Origin of the sequence: Streptomyces mirabilis, assembly GCF_039503195.1 — a bacterium.
GTDB lineage: Bacteria > Actinomycetota > Actinomycetes > Streptomycetales > Streptomycetaceae > Streptomyces > Streptomyces mirabilis_D.
Genome location: NZ_JBCJKP010000002.1, coordinates 110,010 through 123,929, shown reverse-complemented (window position 1 = coordinate 123,929; position 13,920 = coordinate 110,010). Strand labels below are relative to the sequence as shown.

12 protein-coding genes and 3 pseudogenes are annotated in these 13,920 nt (G+C 69.9%); 11 read left to right on the top strand and 4 right to left on the bottom strand.

Annotation, left to right across the window (positions count from 1 at the left end):
* Positions 1 to 34 precede the first annotated feature (34 nt).
* The 7 genes and pseudogenes from AAFF41_RS51065 to AAFF41_RS51035 all read left to right on the top strand — a co-directional run bounded on the left by AAFF41_RS51065 (position 35) and on the right by AAFF41_RS51035 (position 7,686).
* Complete coding sequence (locus AAFF41_RS51065) at positions 35 to 688, top strand: thermostable hemolysin (RefSeq protein WP_319754260.1); 654 nt, start codon at positions 35 to 37, stop codon at positions 686 to 688.
* Complete coding sequence (locus AAFF41_RS51060; protein ID WP_343326550.1) at positions 678 to 2,306, top strand: AMP-binding protein; 1,629 nt, start codon at positions 678 to 680, stop codon at positions 2,304 to 2,306. The genes AAFF41_RS51065 and AAFF41_RS51060 overlap by 11 nt, the downstream gene beginning before the upstream one ends.
* Positions 2,303 to 3,211, top strand: a complete 909-nt coding sequence (locus AAFF41_RS51055) for a TauD/TfdA family dioxygenase (protein WP_319754262.1) — start codon at positions 2,303 to 2,305, stop codon at positions 3,209 to 3,211. Before AAFF41_RS51060 ends, AAFF41_RS51055 begins: the two co-directional genes overlap by 4 nt.
* Before the next feature lie 108 nt (positions 3,212 to 3,319).
* Positions 3,320 to 4,807, top strand: coding sequence for an MFS transporter (locus AAFF41_RS51050; protein WP_266997844.1), 1,488 nt, complete (start codon positions 3,320 to 3,322; stop codon positions 4,805 to 4,807).
* 35 nt (positions 4,808 to 4,842) lie between these two features.
* Positions 4,843 to 5,412, top strand: coding sequence for a cupin domain-containing protein (locus tag AAFF41_RS51045; protein WP_319754264.1), 570 nt, complete (start codon positions 4,843 to 4,845; stop codon positions 5,410 to 5,412).
* Between the two features lie 107 nt (positions 5,413 to 5,519).
* Positions 5,520 to 5,990: an ester cyclase gene (locus AAFF41_RS51040; RefSeq protein WP_054231420.1), complete on the top strand. Its 471-nt coding sequence runs from the start codon at positions 5,520 to 5,522 to the stop codon at positions 5,988 to 5,990.
* A 320-nt stretch (positions 5,991 to 6,310) separates the two neighbouring features.
* A pseudogene (locus AAFF41_RS51035) lies at positions 6,311 to 7,686 on the top strand (DHA2 family efflux MFS transporter permease subunit).
* Positions 7,687 to 7,814: 128 nt separating this feature from the next.
* On the opposite strand, the pseudogene AAFF41_RS51030 reads toward AAFF41_RS51035, so the two are convergent.
* Positions 7,815 to 9,007, bottom strand: a pseudogene (locus AAFF41_RS51030) (RNA-guided endonuclease InsQ/TnpB family protein).
* Between the two features lie 153 nt (positions 9,008 to 9,160).
* Here AAFF41_RS51030 and AAFF41_RS51025 point away from each other — a divergent pair.
* Entirely contained in the window at positions 9,161 to 9,775 is a 615-nt protein-coding gene (locus AAFF41_RS51025; protein ID WP_343326549.1) for a dTDP-4-dehydrorhamnose 3,5-epimerase family protein, read from the top strand.
* Positions 9,776 to 9,825: 50 nt separating this feature from the next.
* Positions 9,826 to 10,113: an NUDIX hydrolase gene (locus tag AAFF41_RS51020; RefSeq protein WP_319754650.1), complete on the top strand. Its 288-nt coding sequence runs from the start codon at positions 9,826 to 9,828 to the stop codon at positions 10,111 to 10,113.
* On the opposite strand, the gene AAFF41_RS51015 is transcribed toward AAFF41_RS51020, so the two are convergent.
* Together AAFF41_RS51015 and AAFF41_RS51010 are read right to left on the bottom strand one after the other, a co-directional pair.
* Positions 10,056 to 10,706, bottom strand: a complete 651-nt coding sequence (locus AAFF41_RS51015; protein ID WP_319754649.1) for a hemerythrin domain-containing protein — start codon at positions 10,704 to 10,706, stop codon at positions 10,056 to 10,058. The two genes, AAFF41_RS51020 and AAFF41_RS51015, sit on opposite strands and share 58 nt — an antisense overlap.
* Complete coding sequence (locus AAFF41_RS51010) at positions 10,703 to 11,590, bottom strand: NmrA family NAD(P)-binding protein (protein WP_319754648.1); 888 nt, start codon at positions 11,588 to 11,590, stop codon at positions 10,703 to 10,705. Before AAFF41_RS51010 ends, AAFF41_RS51015 begins: the two co-directional genes overlap by 4 nt.
* Before the next feature lie 349 nt (positions 11,591 to 11,939).
* Here AAFF41_RS51010 and AAFF41_RS51005 point away from each other — a divergent pair, with 349 nt between their 5' ends.
* Complete coding sequence (locus AAFF41_RS51005; RefSeq protein ID WP_319754647.1) at positions 11,940 to 12,383, top strand: MarR family winged helix-turn-helix transcriptional regulator; 444 nt, start codon at positions 11,940 to 11,942, stop codon at positions 12,381 to 12,383.
* Positions 12,384 to 12,704: 321 nt separating this feature from the next.
* Entirely contained in the window at positions 12,705 to 13,337 is a 633-nt protein-coding gene (locus tag AAFF41_RS51000; protein ID WP_319754646.1) for an NAD(P)-dependent oxidoreductase, read from the top strand.
* A 48-nt stretch (positions 13,338 to 13,385) separates the two neighbouring features.
* Here the strand turns inward: AAFF41_RS51000 and AAFF41_RS52155 are convergent.
* Positions 13,386 to 13,815 (bottom strand): annotated as a pseudogene (locus AAFF41_RS52155) (winged helix-turn-helix domain-containing protein); the annotation flags it as partial.
* Between the last annotated feature and the right edge of the window lie 105 nt (positions 13,816 to 13,920).

The following is a 13,920-nucleotide window of genomic DNA, read 5'->3' as shown; positions in this document are numbered from 1 at the left end:
GCGTCCCACCCCACCCTGTTAGGGAGCGCAGCACATGAGAATCACCCTGTCCGAGCGCGGCACCCCGGACTGGCAGACCGCCGCGGACCTTGCCCGGCTGGTGTTCGCCAAGCAGTACCAGGCGAGCATCTCGCCCGACCCGGACGGCTTCCTCGCCTTCTTCGAGACCGCCGCCGACGGCCAGGAGGAAGTCCTCGCCTGCGCGGGCCTGTCCTTCCCCGAGGAAGAGAACATCCTGCTCGAGCGCTACCTCGACGCCCCCGTCGAAGACGTCATCACCCGGGCCGTGGGCGCCCCCGTCAAACGCTCCCAGGTCCTGCAGATCGGCTCCATCGCCTCGGTACGGCCCGCCGCCGGCGCCGAGATCATCAAGGCGATCCCGCTGATCATGGCCTGCCTGGGCCGCCCGTACGCGGTGATGACCATGACCGGCCGGCTCGCCGCCCTCATGCAGCGCCTGGGCTGCGTCTTCCACCCCCTGGCCGACGCCAGCGCGGAACGCCTGCCCGAAGGCGAACGGGCCGCCTGGGGCTCCTACTACGACACCCGGCCCGTCGTCGGCTACGCCGAGGCCGCCGAGCAGTCCACCCTGCTGCTGGCCGCCATCGGCCGCTACTGCTTCACCTCGGTCGACATGCGGCTGCTGAGCAACCGCCCGCAGCAGGGGGTGCTCACCCGTGCCGCCTGACACCCCCACCCGCCTCTCTCTCGCCCAGGGGCTCCTGGAGCGGGCCGGCAGCGACGCCGTCATGGTCCGCGTGCTGGCCGCCGACGGCTCCGCGCCCGACGCCTGGAGCTACCGCGACCTGACCGGCGCCGCCCTCACCCTGGCCGCCCAACTCCAGGAAAAGGCCCAGGCGCTGGGCCGGCCGGCCCGGGTGGGACTGCTCGCGGAGAACTCGCCCGAATGGGTCGCCGCCGACCTGGCCGCCCTGTTCGCCGGCGCCGTCGAGATCCCCGTCCCCACCGCCTTCACCGCCCAGCAGGCCGCCTCCCTCCTGCAGAGCGCCGACCTGTGCCTCACCGACGCCGCGGGCGAAGCCGCCCTGGCCCGCTGGCGCACCAGCACCCCCCAGCCCGTCCTCCCGGACGGCTGCCCCGCCCTTCCCCTCGACCTGCCCGCCCTTACCCGCGCACCCCGCCCCGCCACGCCCCCGCAGATCCCCGCACACGACCAGATCGTCAAGGTCATCCACACCTCCGGCACCACCTCCGCCCCCAAAGGCGTCCAGATCCGCCGGCACGGCCTGGACGAACTCCTCACCTCACTGCGCGCCCGCACCCGCCCGGAGATCTTCGAGCGCTACCTGTCCATCGTCCCGCTCAGCCTCCTCATCGAGCAGGTCGCCGGCCTCTACATGCCCTTCCTGGCAGGCGGTTCGGTGTCCTTCCTGCCGCCGGGCACCGCCCTGGTCGGCACCGCCGCCGACGCCGCCCCCCGCATGCTCACCCTGCTGCGAGCGGCCCGCCCCACCGCCCTGGTCGTGCCGCCCACCGTCGCCGGCCTCTTCCTCGCCCTGTGCGACCAGCAGCCCGCCGAGAGCGTCACCGAGCGCCACCGGCGGATCTTCGGACACGACGGGCCGGTCTTCATCGCCTGCGGCGGCGCCCCCGTCCCCCCGGAGATCCTCCAGCGCCTCGACGCCTACGGACTGACCGTCCACGAGGGCTACGGACTGAGCGAGAACTCCTCCGTGGTGTCCTGGAACTTCCCCGGCGCCGTCCGCTTCGGCACCGTCGGCCGCCCCCTGGACCACGTGCACGCCGAACTCGCCGACGACGGCGAACTCCTCATCCGCAGCACCTCCCTGTTCGCCGGCTACACCCGCGAGGACCCCTCCAGCGTCGTCGTCGACGACCAGGGCCGCCTGCACACCGGCGACCTCGCCGAGATCGACGCCGACGGCTATCTGCGGATCACCGGACGCAAGAAGAACCTCGTCATCACCGCGGGCGGCCGCAACGTGGCCCCCGAATGGGTCGAGGCCCGCTACCGCGAACTCGGCTTCGTCCGCGAGGCCGCCGTCGTCGCCGACGGCCTCGACCAGGTCCACGGCCTGTTCGTCATCGACGCCGGCCTCGACCCCGCAACCGCCCGCCGCGAGATCACCGACTTCGGCCGGCGAAAACTCTCCGGCATCGAACGCGCCGCCGTCGTCCACCTCATGTCCGAGGACGACCCCGCCTACGCCACCTGCTTCACCGTCACCGGACGCCCCCGCCGCGACGTCGTGCGCGCGCACGTCCTCGACCAGCCCCCCACCCCCGCCGCGGCCGCGGCCCCTGAGACCAAGGAGAAGGCATGAGCACGGCTGTGAAGACCACCCCCTACGGCACCGGCAGCGGCCTGCTGGTCGAACCCGCGGGCCCCGGCGGCCTCGACGGCATCGACCCCAAGGAACTGCGCGACCTGCTCTCCCAGGCCGGCTTCCTGCTGCTGCGCGGCTTCGGCGCGGACATGGACGCCTTCACCGCCCTGGTGCAGCACACCTCCACCTCCACCACCCTCGACCCCGCCCGCGACTTCTACTCCGAGGTCGCCCAGAAGGTCGACGCCGGCTTCGACGAGGTGGGCCTGCACACCGAGAACGGCAACAGCCCCTTCCGCTCCCACCTCGCCTGGTTCTTCTGCGAGAAGGCCGCCTCCTCCGGCTCCCAGACCACCGTCTGCGACGGCTACCGCGTCTGGGACGCCCTCAGCCCCCGGGCCCGCACCGCGTTCGCGGCCCAGGACATCGTCTACAGCCGCTACGTCGCCGAGCCGCAGTGGCGGGCGATGGCCCACCACCTGCTGGGCCGCACCAAGCCCGCCGACGAGATCGGCGTCGAAGAACTCCTCGCGCTGGCAGGCCAGTTGCCGGGCACCGAGATCGTGCCGCAGGACGACGGCGGGGTGCGCTACTCCTTCACCACCCCCGCGGCCGGCACCACCGTGTTCGGGCCGCGCCCCTCCTTCGCCAACAGCATCCTGGGCCCCTCCTTCAACTACGAGAAGCCCACCATCACCTTCGCCGACGGCACCGCCCTGTCCCCGCAGCTGCTGGCCGAGGTCGAAGAGGTGACCGCCCGCCTCACCGAGAACCTCGACTGGCAGGACGGCGACGCCGCCGTCATCGACAACACCCGCGTCATGCACGGCCGGCGCGCCATCACCGACCCCCACCGCACCATCTACAACGCCCTCAGCTACATCGAGGCACCCGCCGCCTGACCGGGCCGCCCCTCCCGCCCCCACCCCGCCGACGCAACGCAAGAAGAAGCAGCAGCAGGAGGAGCAGGGGCAAGGGGGGCGGGAGGCAGATCCATCCGAGAGGGAGCCATGACCACCGACCACACCGCCGCCCCCCGCACGACGGACACCGCACCCGCCGGCGCCGCAGCGGATCCCCGCCGCTGGCGCCTGCTCGTCTTCGTCGCCCTCGCCCAGTTCATGGTGCTCCTCGACACCACCGTGGTGAACCTCGCCCTGCCCGCCATCCAGGCCGACCTCAAGGCCGGCGCCACCGCCGTCGAATGGGTGCTGACCGCCTACATCCTGTGCTTCGGCGGCCTCATGCTGCTCGGCGGCCGCACCGCCGACCGCTGGGGCAGGCGCCGCACCTTCCTCCTCGGCGCCCTGCTGTTCACCGCCGCCTCCCTGCTGTGCGGACTCGCCCAGGGCGCCGGCCTGCTGATCGCCGCCCGCGCCCTGCAGGGCTGCGGCGCCGCCTTCCTCTCACCGGCCGCGATGTCCCTGGTCACCACCACCTTCCCCAAGGGCCGCGAACGCACCACCGCGCTCGCCGTGTGGGCCGCGCTGGCCGGCCTCGGCGGCACCCTCGGCGTCATCGCCGGCGGCCTGATCACCGACAGCCTCAGCTGGCGCTGGATCTTCTACATCAACCTGCCCTTCGGGATCGTCGCCGTCGCCGGCGTCCTGCTGCTGTCCCGGGGCCGCCCCGAGACCCGTATCCGCGGCTCGCGTCCCGACATCGCCGGCGCCGTCACCGTCACCGCGGGCCTGGCCGCCCTCGTCTACGCCATCGTCAACATCCAGGACCACGGCGCCGCCTCCACGCCCTACGTCCTGGCCCCGGCCGCCGCCTCCCTCGCCCTGCTCGCCGCGTTCGTCCTGATCGAACGCCGCACCCCCGACCCGCTGATGCCGCTGCACCTGTTCGCCACCCGCTCCCTGGCCACCGCCGGCCTGGGCCGCGTCCTGACCAGCGGCGTACAGGCGTCCGTGCTCTTCCTGTGCAGCTACTACCTGCAGCGCACCCTGGGCTACTCCACCCTCAGGTCCGGGTTCGCGTTCCTGCCACTGGGCGTCGTCGCCATCCTCGTCACCGCCCCCGCCACCCGCATCATGCACAAGGCCGGCCCCCGCCCCGTCTACCTCGCCGGCGCCGCCGGCTCCGTCCTCGGCCTGATCCTGCTCACCCAGGCCCCGCAGCACGGCACCTACCTGCTGCACCTGCTGCCCGCCCTGCTCATCCTCGGCGCGTCCATGCAGTGCTGCGGCATCCCCGTCAACGTGCACGGCGTCTCCGACATCCCCGCCCGCCAGCAGGGCATCGCCTCCGGCGTCCTGGTCGCCGCCTTCCAGGTCGGCGCCTCCCTCGGCGTGGCCACCGTCGCCACCAGCGCCCTGACCCGCACCACCCACGAACTCACCCACCGCACCACCCCCGCCCTGGCCTGGCTGGACGGCCTCCACCTCGGCTTCTGGATCGCCACCGGCATCGGCGTCCTCAACCTGCTCACCGCCTACTTCGGACTGCCCCGCCACCACACCGCCCCCGCCCCGGCCGGCCCCCGCACCGCCTGACCACCCCCCAGCCCCCGACAGACACGGAGAGGCCCATGGCACGCCCCGGAGACACCCTCCACCTCGGCAAGGACAAGCTCACCTTCCTGACCACCGCCGCCGAAACCGACGGCGCCTTCGTCGAAGTCGAAGTCGAATACGCCCCCGCCGTCATCAAACCGCCCCAGCACTACCACCCCCGCCAGACCGAACACATGCGCCTTGAAAGCGGCCGCCTGAGCCTCCAGCTCGACGGCGTCCTGCACGAGTACGAACAAGGCGCCGACTTCTACATCCCGCCGGGCGCCGTCCACTCCATGTGGAACCCCGGCCCCGAACCCACCCGGGTCATCTGGCGCACCACCCCCGCCTACCGGACCGAAACCGTCTTCGAGACCCTCTGGGGCCTGACCAACGAAGGCCGGCTGCGCCCCGACGGCACCCCCCGCCTGCAGATGCCGCTGCTCGCCCTCGCCTTCCGCGACGAGTACCGCGTCGTCACCGGCCGCCCCTACCCCCTCGACACGGCCCTGTGCCTGCTGCTCTCCCCGCTCTCCCTGGCCTGCGGCTACCGCCCCACCTACCGCCCGCCCCGCAACACCGCGACCCTCCAGCCCACCGCCTGAACACACCGCCGCAGGCCCGGAGTTCGAGCCGGACCCCAGGGCGCAGCGAGCCGTGCGCCCTAGCGTCGGCCCCAACCGACATACGGCCGATGCGTGGAGGAATGGTCATGGCCACCGAAGCACACGAATTCACCCTGCCCGGCGCGGATCTCCCGCAGCCCGACGCCGAACTGCGCAAGAAGCGCGAGGCGGTCGTCCTGCAGCACACGGTCGCCGAGATCGCCTGGGACATCGACGGCGTGCTGGCCACCTTCCCGCGCGGCGGCGTCTACCGCATCCAGGCCTTCGAAGAGGGCCCGCTGATCGGCGAAGAAGCCATCAAGAAGGGCTACTTCGCCGACCTCAAGGCCGCCTTCCCCGACCTCGAGCACGAACTGCACCACGTGCACCACACGCCCACCGCCGTGATCCTCGAGGCACAGGCCCGCGGCAGGCAGCAGGCCGACTGGCGCGGCATCCCCAACCGCGGCAAGTCCATCGACGCCCCCGTCGCCGTCTTCTTCCACTTCGACGGCGACGTCCTCATCGACGAGACCCTCTACTTCGACATCGCCACCTTCCAGCGCCAGCTCGCCTGACCCCCTCCCTCTCCGCGGGCGCGGCGCGGCGCGGCCCGGATACCGGTGGCCGGTATCCGGGCCGCGCCGCGCCGCGCCCGCGTGTGCCGAGCGGGACTCGAGGAGGACTTGAGCAGACGTCCGTAGCGTCGACGGCGCCGTACCGGCCCGCGCGCGGGCACCAGGGCGCCGCGGGCCGGACCGGTCACGGCGATGAGCATCTCGCACGACCCGCCTCCAGAAAGGATGCTCGGATGAGCACCGTCAACCCCCCATCCCCGGGCGGTGAAACCAGGAGGGTGGTCTTCTGGGCCATTCTCACCACCAGCCTCGCCTCGTTCATGGCGGGACTGGACAACCTCGTCATCATCACGGCGCTGCCCACCATCCGCGAGAAACTCGGCGGCAGCCTCACCGACCTGGAATGGACGGTCAACGCCTACACCCTGTCCTTCGCGGTCCTGATGATGTTCGGCGCCGCCCTCGGCGACCGCTTCGGCCGCCGCAAGGTCTTCAGCCTGGGCCTGCTGCTGTTCACCGCCGCCTCCGCGGCCGCCGCCCTCGCGCCCGGCATCAACGAACTCGTCGCCGCCCGCGCCGTCCAGGGCGTCGGCGCGGCCATCATCATGCCGCTGTCGGTGACCCTGCTGACCGCCGCCGTGCCCGCCGAGAAACGCGGCGCGGCCCTGGGCATCTGGGGCGCCGTCAACGGACTGTCCATCGCCGCCGGCCCGCTGGTGGGCGGCGCCATCGTCGAGCACCTGTCCTGGCAGTGGATCTTCTGGCTGAACGTGCCGATCGGCCTGGCCCTTGCCCCGCTGTCCTTCCGCAAGCTCGCCGAGAGCCGCATCGCCCACTCCCGCCTGGACGCCGTCGGCACCGCCCTGGCCAGCCTGGGCCTGTTCGGCATCGTGCTGGGCCTCATCAAGGGCCACGGAGACGGCTGGACATCCCCCAGGTCCTGGGCGCGCTGATCGGCGGCACCGCCGTGATGGCCCTGTTCGTGGTGTGGGAGAACCGCACCGAACACCCGATGGTGCCGATGCGGATGTTCCGCAACCGCGCCTTCACCGCGATCAACCTGGCCGGCGCCCTCATGTCGGTCGGCATGTTCGGCGCGATCTTCCTGATGACCCAGTTCCTGCAGAACATCCAGGGCTACACCGCCATGCAGGCCGGCGTACGGCTGCTGGCCTGGACCGCCATGCCAATGGTGGTCGCCCCCATCGGCGGCATGGTCTCCGACCGCATCGGCGGCAAACCCGTGGTCACCCTCGGCCTCGCCATGATGACCGCCGGCATGGTCTATTGGGCCTTCGTCCTCAAGCCGGACGTCTCCTACGCCGCCCAGCTGCCCTCCCTGATGATCTGCGGCGCCGGCATGGCCCTGTTCTACGCCCCGCTGATGAACCTCACCATGGGCTCGGTCGCCGAACACGAACAGGGCATCGCCTCCGGCGTCACCGCCGCCACCCGCGAGGTCGGCGCCGCCCTCGGTGTGGCCCTGCTCGCCTCCATCTTCAGCGCCAACGGCGGCTACGCCTCACCGCGCAACTTCGTCGACGGCCTGGTGCCCGCCATGTGGGTGGGCGCCGCCGCGGTGGCCCTCGCCACCTTCGCCATGCTGGGGGCCCCCTCCCGCCGGCGCGCCGCCGCGAGCGCCCCCGTCGCGCAGGCCGCCCCCGCGCAGGAGAGCGCACCGGCCCCCCTGCACTGACCTGGCGCCGGGCCGGCGCCACCCGTGGGGTGGCGCCGGCCCGGCGCTATCCCGTGAACCGGCGCCCCAACGCCCCGACGAACCGAGGACGCGTGACTACTCCCCCTCGTGAACGAGGGGGCTTCTCGTCAAGCTGGTTGGGCTTGACGACGGGCCAGCCCGGCCCGCAGTACGTTGGAAGCCCCTACGACGTCGGCGTGTGCGGTGTGGCCGCAGGCCTGGCAGTGGAACTTTTCCTGGGTAGGCCGGTTCTCCTTGGCGACGTGCCCGCAGTCGGGGCAGGTGCGGGAGGTGTTGCGGGGATCCACGGCGATCACTTCCCGTCCGGCACCTTCCGCCTTGGCGGCCAGGATCGCGAGGAACACCCCCACCCGGCGTCGGCGATGCTTCGGTTGAGTCCGGCCTTCGCCGCGGCTCCGTTCGGGGCGTAGGTTCCGTCCCCGTTCGGGCGCGGCTCGGGGGCCTTGCTCATGTTGCGGATCTTGAGGTCTTCGTGCGCGATCAGATCGTTGTCGCGGACGAGACCGAGCGCGGTCTTGTGTGCGTGGTCGAGGCGTTGGCGGCGCACCTTGCGGTGCAGGGTGGCGACGCGTTCCACGGCCTTGCGTCGTCGCTTCGACCCGCGCTTGCTGCGGGCGAGGGCCCGTTGCGCTGCCTCCAGCTTTTTCGCGGCGTTGCGGCTGTGGCGCGGGTTGTCGACGTGCCGGCCGTCGGAGGTGGTCAGAAACGAGGCGATCCCCAGATCGATACCGACCACGGCTCCGGTCGCGGGGAGCGGTTCGGGCGGTGCCTGGTCGGCCGTGAGGATCACGTACCAGCGGCGCCCTTCACGCTTGACGGAAACGGTCTTGACCTTCCCGGCCACCGGCCGGTGCTGCTTGACCTTGACGTGCCCGACGCCCTGGAAGCGGACACGGGTCTGCGGATCGTGCGGCGTGGAGTCCCACCGGCAGCCGTCCCCGTCCTTGGGGAAGTCCACCGTGTCGAACCGGCGCACACCCCGGAACCTGGGGTAGCCGGGAGCCTCACCGGACTTGATGCGGCGGAAGAACGCGGTGAACGCCTTGTCCAGGCGGCGCAACGTCGCCTGCTGCGAGGAGAAAGACCACCGGCCCTGACGCTCCGGATCGAACGCCCGAATGTCCTTGAGCTGTCCGGACTGCCGGCCGTAGCGCACGGTCGTCCTCGACGCGTGCCGGTACGCGGACCGCCTCTCTTCAAGCGCCCCGTTGTAGAGGGAGCAGTGATCCCGCAGCATCTCGCCCAACGCCTGGGTCTGACGCATGGTCGGATACAGAAGGAACTTGTACGCGCGGATCAATGGAGTCACCCCCTCCAACTCGTGTGATCAACGTAGTGCACGCCACTGACAACGGCGGTCCGCCTAGCGGCGAATCGCCGCCCCTTGCCCCGCTCCGCGGGAGCTTCGTTTCACCCCCCGGCTGAAGCCGGGGGTACCCACGAAGGAGACAGGATGGCCATTGAGGAGATGAAGGTCCACGACGCCTTCCGGATCACACCGTCGCAACTGCCGGACAACCGGGGCCTGTTCTTCGAGGCCTGGCGGCTGGGCGGCCTCACGGCGGCCGGCGGCCAGCCGTTCACCGTCCGGCAGGTCAACTTCTCCGTCTCCCGGCGCAATACGCTGCGCGGCATCCACGGCACCACCCTGCCGCCGGGCCAGGCGAAGCTGGTGACCTGTGTGCGCGGCGCCGCCCTGGACGTGGTCGTCGACCTGCGCGTCGGCTCCCCGACGTTCGGCATGTTCGACACCACCCTGCAGGAAGCCGGCTCCGGCATCGGCGTCTACCTTGCCGACGGCCTCGGCCACGCCTTCCTCGCCCTGAGCGACGACACCTGCATGAACTACCTGTGCTCCGAGGAGTACGTGCCCGGCACCATGGTCGACATCCAGGCCCTCGACCCCGACATCGGCATCCCCTGGAACACCACCGGACAACTCATCCGCTCCGACAAGGACACCCACGCCCCCAGCCTCTCCGAGGCCGCCGCCCGCGGCCTGCTGCCCACCTACGAACAGGCCCTCGCCTCCTACCGCACCGCTGTCCCCGGCAGCCGTCACCCGTGACCGGGCCACCGTGTACGGAGTCCGCAGCCCGATTCAAGGACCTGCTACACGTGCTGGCCGACGCGCACCAGCGCCAGTACTTTTACCTGGCCCGTATCCGGTCCTGGTCCGAGGCGGACCGCACCGGTCCGGAGTTCGCCGACCCGGACCGCGGCGAGTACCGGCTCGAGGAAGTCCCGCTGAGCATCCAGGCGCTCGACGCCCTCAGCCTGGAGCCGGGGGAGCACCTCTCGCTGGAGAAAGGATGTGTTTGGGCTGTGGCGCCGGGGCGCGAGCTGGGTCAGCCGCGGAGCGCGGTGGTTTCGCGGGTGAACTGGCGGTGGCCGATCAGCTTGTAGGCCAAACGGGCTGGGGCGGGTATGACCTGCATGAACCTCTGGCGTTCCGCGTCGTTGGCTTCCTCGGTGATGTGGCCGAGGATGACCAGTCGCCGGGTGAGCGGGATCGCGCTCATGCCGTGCTTGCCGAGTGCGTCCCATTCGCTTTGCGTCAGGGTGACCGAGACGACCGGGAGCAGCTTCTGCTCCTCCTCGGCCAGGTGATCGATCAGTGTCGGCATCGTGGCTTCGATGCGGGCGGCCATCTTCTCGCCGGTGGCTGCGTCGGCGGTCGCTGTCCACACCGGCAGTTCCGCGTTGACGGCTGTGACGGTGTCGTCGACCTGCACGTGCTGTGCGTCCATCCGGTCCATCAGATCCCGGTCGAGCGTGGTTCGCTTGCGCAGCAAGGGAAAGAGCAGTTCGTCCTCGCCGGTGTGGTGCGTGTGCAGGAAGTCCAGCATCTCCCGGGCGTGCGCGCCGATGACCTTTGATCGTGCACGGTCGTTGGCCGCGGAGCGAAACAGTCGGGGGAGTTGGCCGAACTCGCGCCGGATGACACGGTGGATCAGAACCATCTCGTGGGTGTCGACCCCGGGGCCGGAGGTCCTCACCGTGACTCCTCGATGGTTGCGGCGTTCTGGACGGCTTCGGGAGCGGGGAACTCGTTGTGGTGGGCCTGGGCCCAGTCGGTAAAGCTGCGTGCCGGGCGGCCAGTGACTGCGGTGATGTCGCCTGTCGGCTCGGAGTTATACGGTTCCACGGTGGAGCGGAAGAGCTCGATGACGGCGTGCGCGAGCTCCTTGGGCATGCCATAGGACACCATCTGCGCGAGCGTGCTGGCCGGGTCGGCTTCGGCGTAGCGCAGGTCGCGGCCCAGCACCTGGTTGAGGATTGCGACCTGGTCGGAGGGGCTGAGCGGTTCGGGGCCGGTGAGCTCGTAGACGTGGTGATTGTGGCCGTCTTGGGTGAGGCAGGCCGCGGCGACCGCTGCGATGTCCGCCGGGTCGACGACAGCTGCCCGGCCAACGGCGAACGGGGCGTACACGACCTGATCGGCCGCGACCATTCCCGCCCAGTTGAGCGCGTTGGACATGAACGCGGTGGGCCGCAGGAACGTCCACCCGATGCCGCTGTCGCGGATCGCCTCCTCGCCAGCCCGGTGCAAGGTGGTGATCGGGTCGGTGGCGTCGTGTCCGACGTTGCGTACGGACAGCTTGACGATCCGCTCCACGCCCGCTCGCTGCGCCGCGGCTATGAGCCGGTGATCGTGGGCGGCGATGTGGAGCCCGTCGGTTAGCAAGAACACCGCGTGTACACCGTCCAGCACGGGTGCCAGATCGCTGTCACCGAGGTCGGCCACCACTTTCTGGGCGCCGTCGGGGAAAACCGCGCCAGGATTGCGGGTGAGAACCCTCATGTGACCTGCCTGGGCGGGGAGGAGCGCTGTGATGACTTCCGAACCGACAGTGCCGGTGGCTCCGGTAATCAAAATCATGAGTTCTGGTCCTTTATCTGAGATTGGGTTTCGGGGTGAGTTGGGAGTAGGCGCAGCTCCCGTGGGACGGGCACCGCCCCGCGATGATGCGGTGGGCCAGCTGACCCTCGTTTGGCGTCTGTGAGCACCAGATCGAGTGCCATCATCCGAACTAGTCAGCTTTCGTTACTACTGTAGTCATGCATCCGAACCGATGGCAACAGTGGCAGGTGCGAGGTCGCCGAGGGGCAGGTGGCGCATGCGGAACGCAGCGTGCGCAGCGCCGCGGCACGCGCCGCCGCGGTCGAATCGGCGGCGGCGTAGGGTGTGAACCTCGCGGAATCAGGCGGGCGATGGAGCTGGGAGCGGCATGGGTGACGAGCAGCGGGTTGATCTAGGGACGTCACTGTTCATCCCGTACCGGTACACCGAGGACCGGATTTTCCGGGCCCTGCAGGATGCCGGGTTCGACGACTGGACCCTCGCCCAGTGCCGGGTGTTCCAGCGCGTCGCCCAGGATGGTTCGCGCCTCACGGACCTCGCTGAACAGGCACAAATGACCAAGCAGAGCGCCAGTGTGATGGTCGATCAGCTGGAAAGTCTGGGCTACGTCCGCCGGGTCCCCGACCCCGCGGATGGCCGCGCCCGGCTGATCGTGATCGAGCAGCGCGGCCGGCAGGCGGTCGAGGTGGCCAAGGCGACACGCGACGAGATCCTCGCGGAGTGGAAGGAATACCTGGGCACCCGCAACTTCACGCTGCTGCAGCAGATCCTGGATCAACTCCGCGAGATCACCGACCCCTATGCGCGGTAGGCCTGGCCACACCGGGCCGTCCGCACCGGTTCCCGCTGGCCCCTGAGCCGCCGGAACCGGCGGGCGCCAACAGGTCTCGACTCCGCTTGACATAGTCAGGAACATTGACTAGATTAGTTGATGAGCCTGACTATGTTCCGGTGATGGGCGGCTGATTGCCGCGGTGCGCAGTGCCCAGACGAGCCGGACCGTTGCTGCACAGGCCGTCGCCACCGGCAGAGGCGCGAGCGGGTCCGGCACCGCATGGGCGGGAATCGGTTCCCTGCCGCTCGGCCGCAACAGCAGCATGCCCATGCATCCTTCAATGGAGAGCGAAGTATCGTGAAGTTTCTTGTTCTTGGAGCAACCGGGCGCACCGGCGTCCTCTTCACGAAAAAGGCACTGGACCAGGGACACCAGGTCACTGCCCTCGTTCGGCGGCCCGACGCCACCGTTGATCCGCGCGCTCAAATCGTCGGTGGCGACGTCACCGACGCCACCGTGATCGCGACTGCAGCCCGAGGCCACGACGCGATCATCAGCACGCTCGGAGTGAAGAACGCCCGCGAGACCCCCACGCTGATCACCGACACCGTCCGCGCAGTCATCGCATCCGCGAAAACATCAGGCGTTGACCGTTTCGTCATCCTGTCTGCGTTCGGAGTCGGCGACTCCCTCGCCAAAGCCTCATTCCTCGTCGGTCCCATTTTCCGAACCGTGCTTCGGAAAGTCTACGCAGACAAAGCCGCATCGGAAGTTCTCTTGAGGGCCAGTGATCTGAAATGGACCCTCGAATACCCCGGAGCATTGAACAACGGTGACAGCACCCGCTACAACGCCGTTGCGCTCGCGGGCGTCACGAAATTGCCGATCTTCCCCTCAACCTCTCGCGCAAACGTCGCCGAATTCCTCCTCCACTCCGCCGTGGAAGACACCTTCATCCGTCAGATCGCCGTAGTCACGGACGCCAAATAGGTCACCGATGCAGGCCGAGAAACACGAGTTCGACCAAAGCGCGGTTCACCTTGGCAAGGCGCGCCGGGCGGGCTGCTGCCACGACCAGCCGTAGCGCCGCAGCAAACGCCACGTGCCCTCCACGGTGCAGGAGACGTGGAACAGCCGGCCGATCATCGTCTTCACCCGAGCCAGGGTCCATCGCTGGTCGATCCACCCGTGTGCCAGCGGCCCACGCTCCAACTCCCTGCTCCAGGCAGGCCATTTGCATGTCAGACAGTCGAGGCCGACCAGATGACCCCTTTGATGCCACCCCGGCGTGGCCGTTCTCACGCCACTGGCGTCGCCAGCGTTCCACCGAACGCTCCGAGACCCGCAACGCGGCAGCGACCTCCCAGCTCTTCGTCCCACTCTCGAAGCAAGCCACAGCCTGGAGCCGAACCCGCTCCCGTGCGGCCCTCTCAGCGTCGGTCAAGCCGCCACCCTGCGAATATCTCACTTCACCAGGACTGCTGAGGCCCCCTGCGCACTGTCCGGCGAACAGCCCGACATCACCCGGTCAAGTTCAGTAGCAGAGGGAGAGGCCGGAGAAGTAGAGGCTGAC

Coding starts and splice junctions, on each gene's coding strand:
- AAFF41_RS51065 (WP_319754260.1), top strand. CDS start 35: ATGAGAATCACCCTGTCCGAGCGCGGCACCCCGGACTGGCAGACCGCC.
- AAFF41_RS51055 (WP_319754262.1), top strand. CDS start 2,303: ATGAGCACGGCTGTGAAGACCACCCCCTACGGCACCGGCAGCGGCCTG.
- AAFF41_RS51050 (WP_266997844.1), top strand. CDS start 3,320: ATGACCACCGACCACACCGCCGCCCCCCGCACGACGGACACCGCACCC.
- AAFF41_RS51045 (WP_319754264.1), top strand. CDS start 4,843: ATGGCACGCCCCGGAGACACCCTCCACCTCGGCAAGGACAAGCTCACC.
- AAFF41_RS51040 (WP_054231420.1), top strand. CDS start 5,520: ATGGCCACCGAAGCACACGAATTCACCCTGCCCGGCGCGGATCTCCCG.
- AAFF41_RS51025 (WP_343326549.1), top strand. CDS start 9,161: ATGGCCATTGAGGAGATGAAGGTCCACGACGCCTTCCGGATCACACCG.
- AAFF41_RS51010 (WP_319754648.1), bottom strand. CDS start 11,590: ATGATTTTGATTACCGGAGCCACCGGCACTGTCGGTTCGGAAGTCATC.
- AAFF41_RS51005 (WP_319754647.1), top strand. CDS start 11,940: ATGGGTGACGAGCAGCGGGTTGATCTAGGGACGTCACTGTTCATCCCG.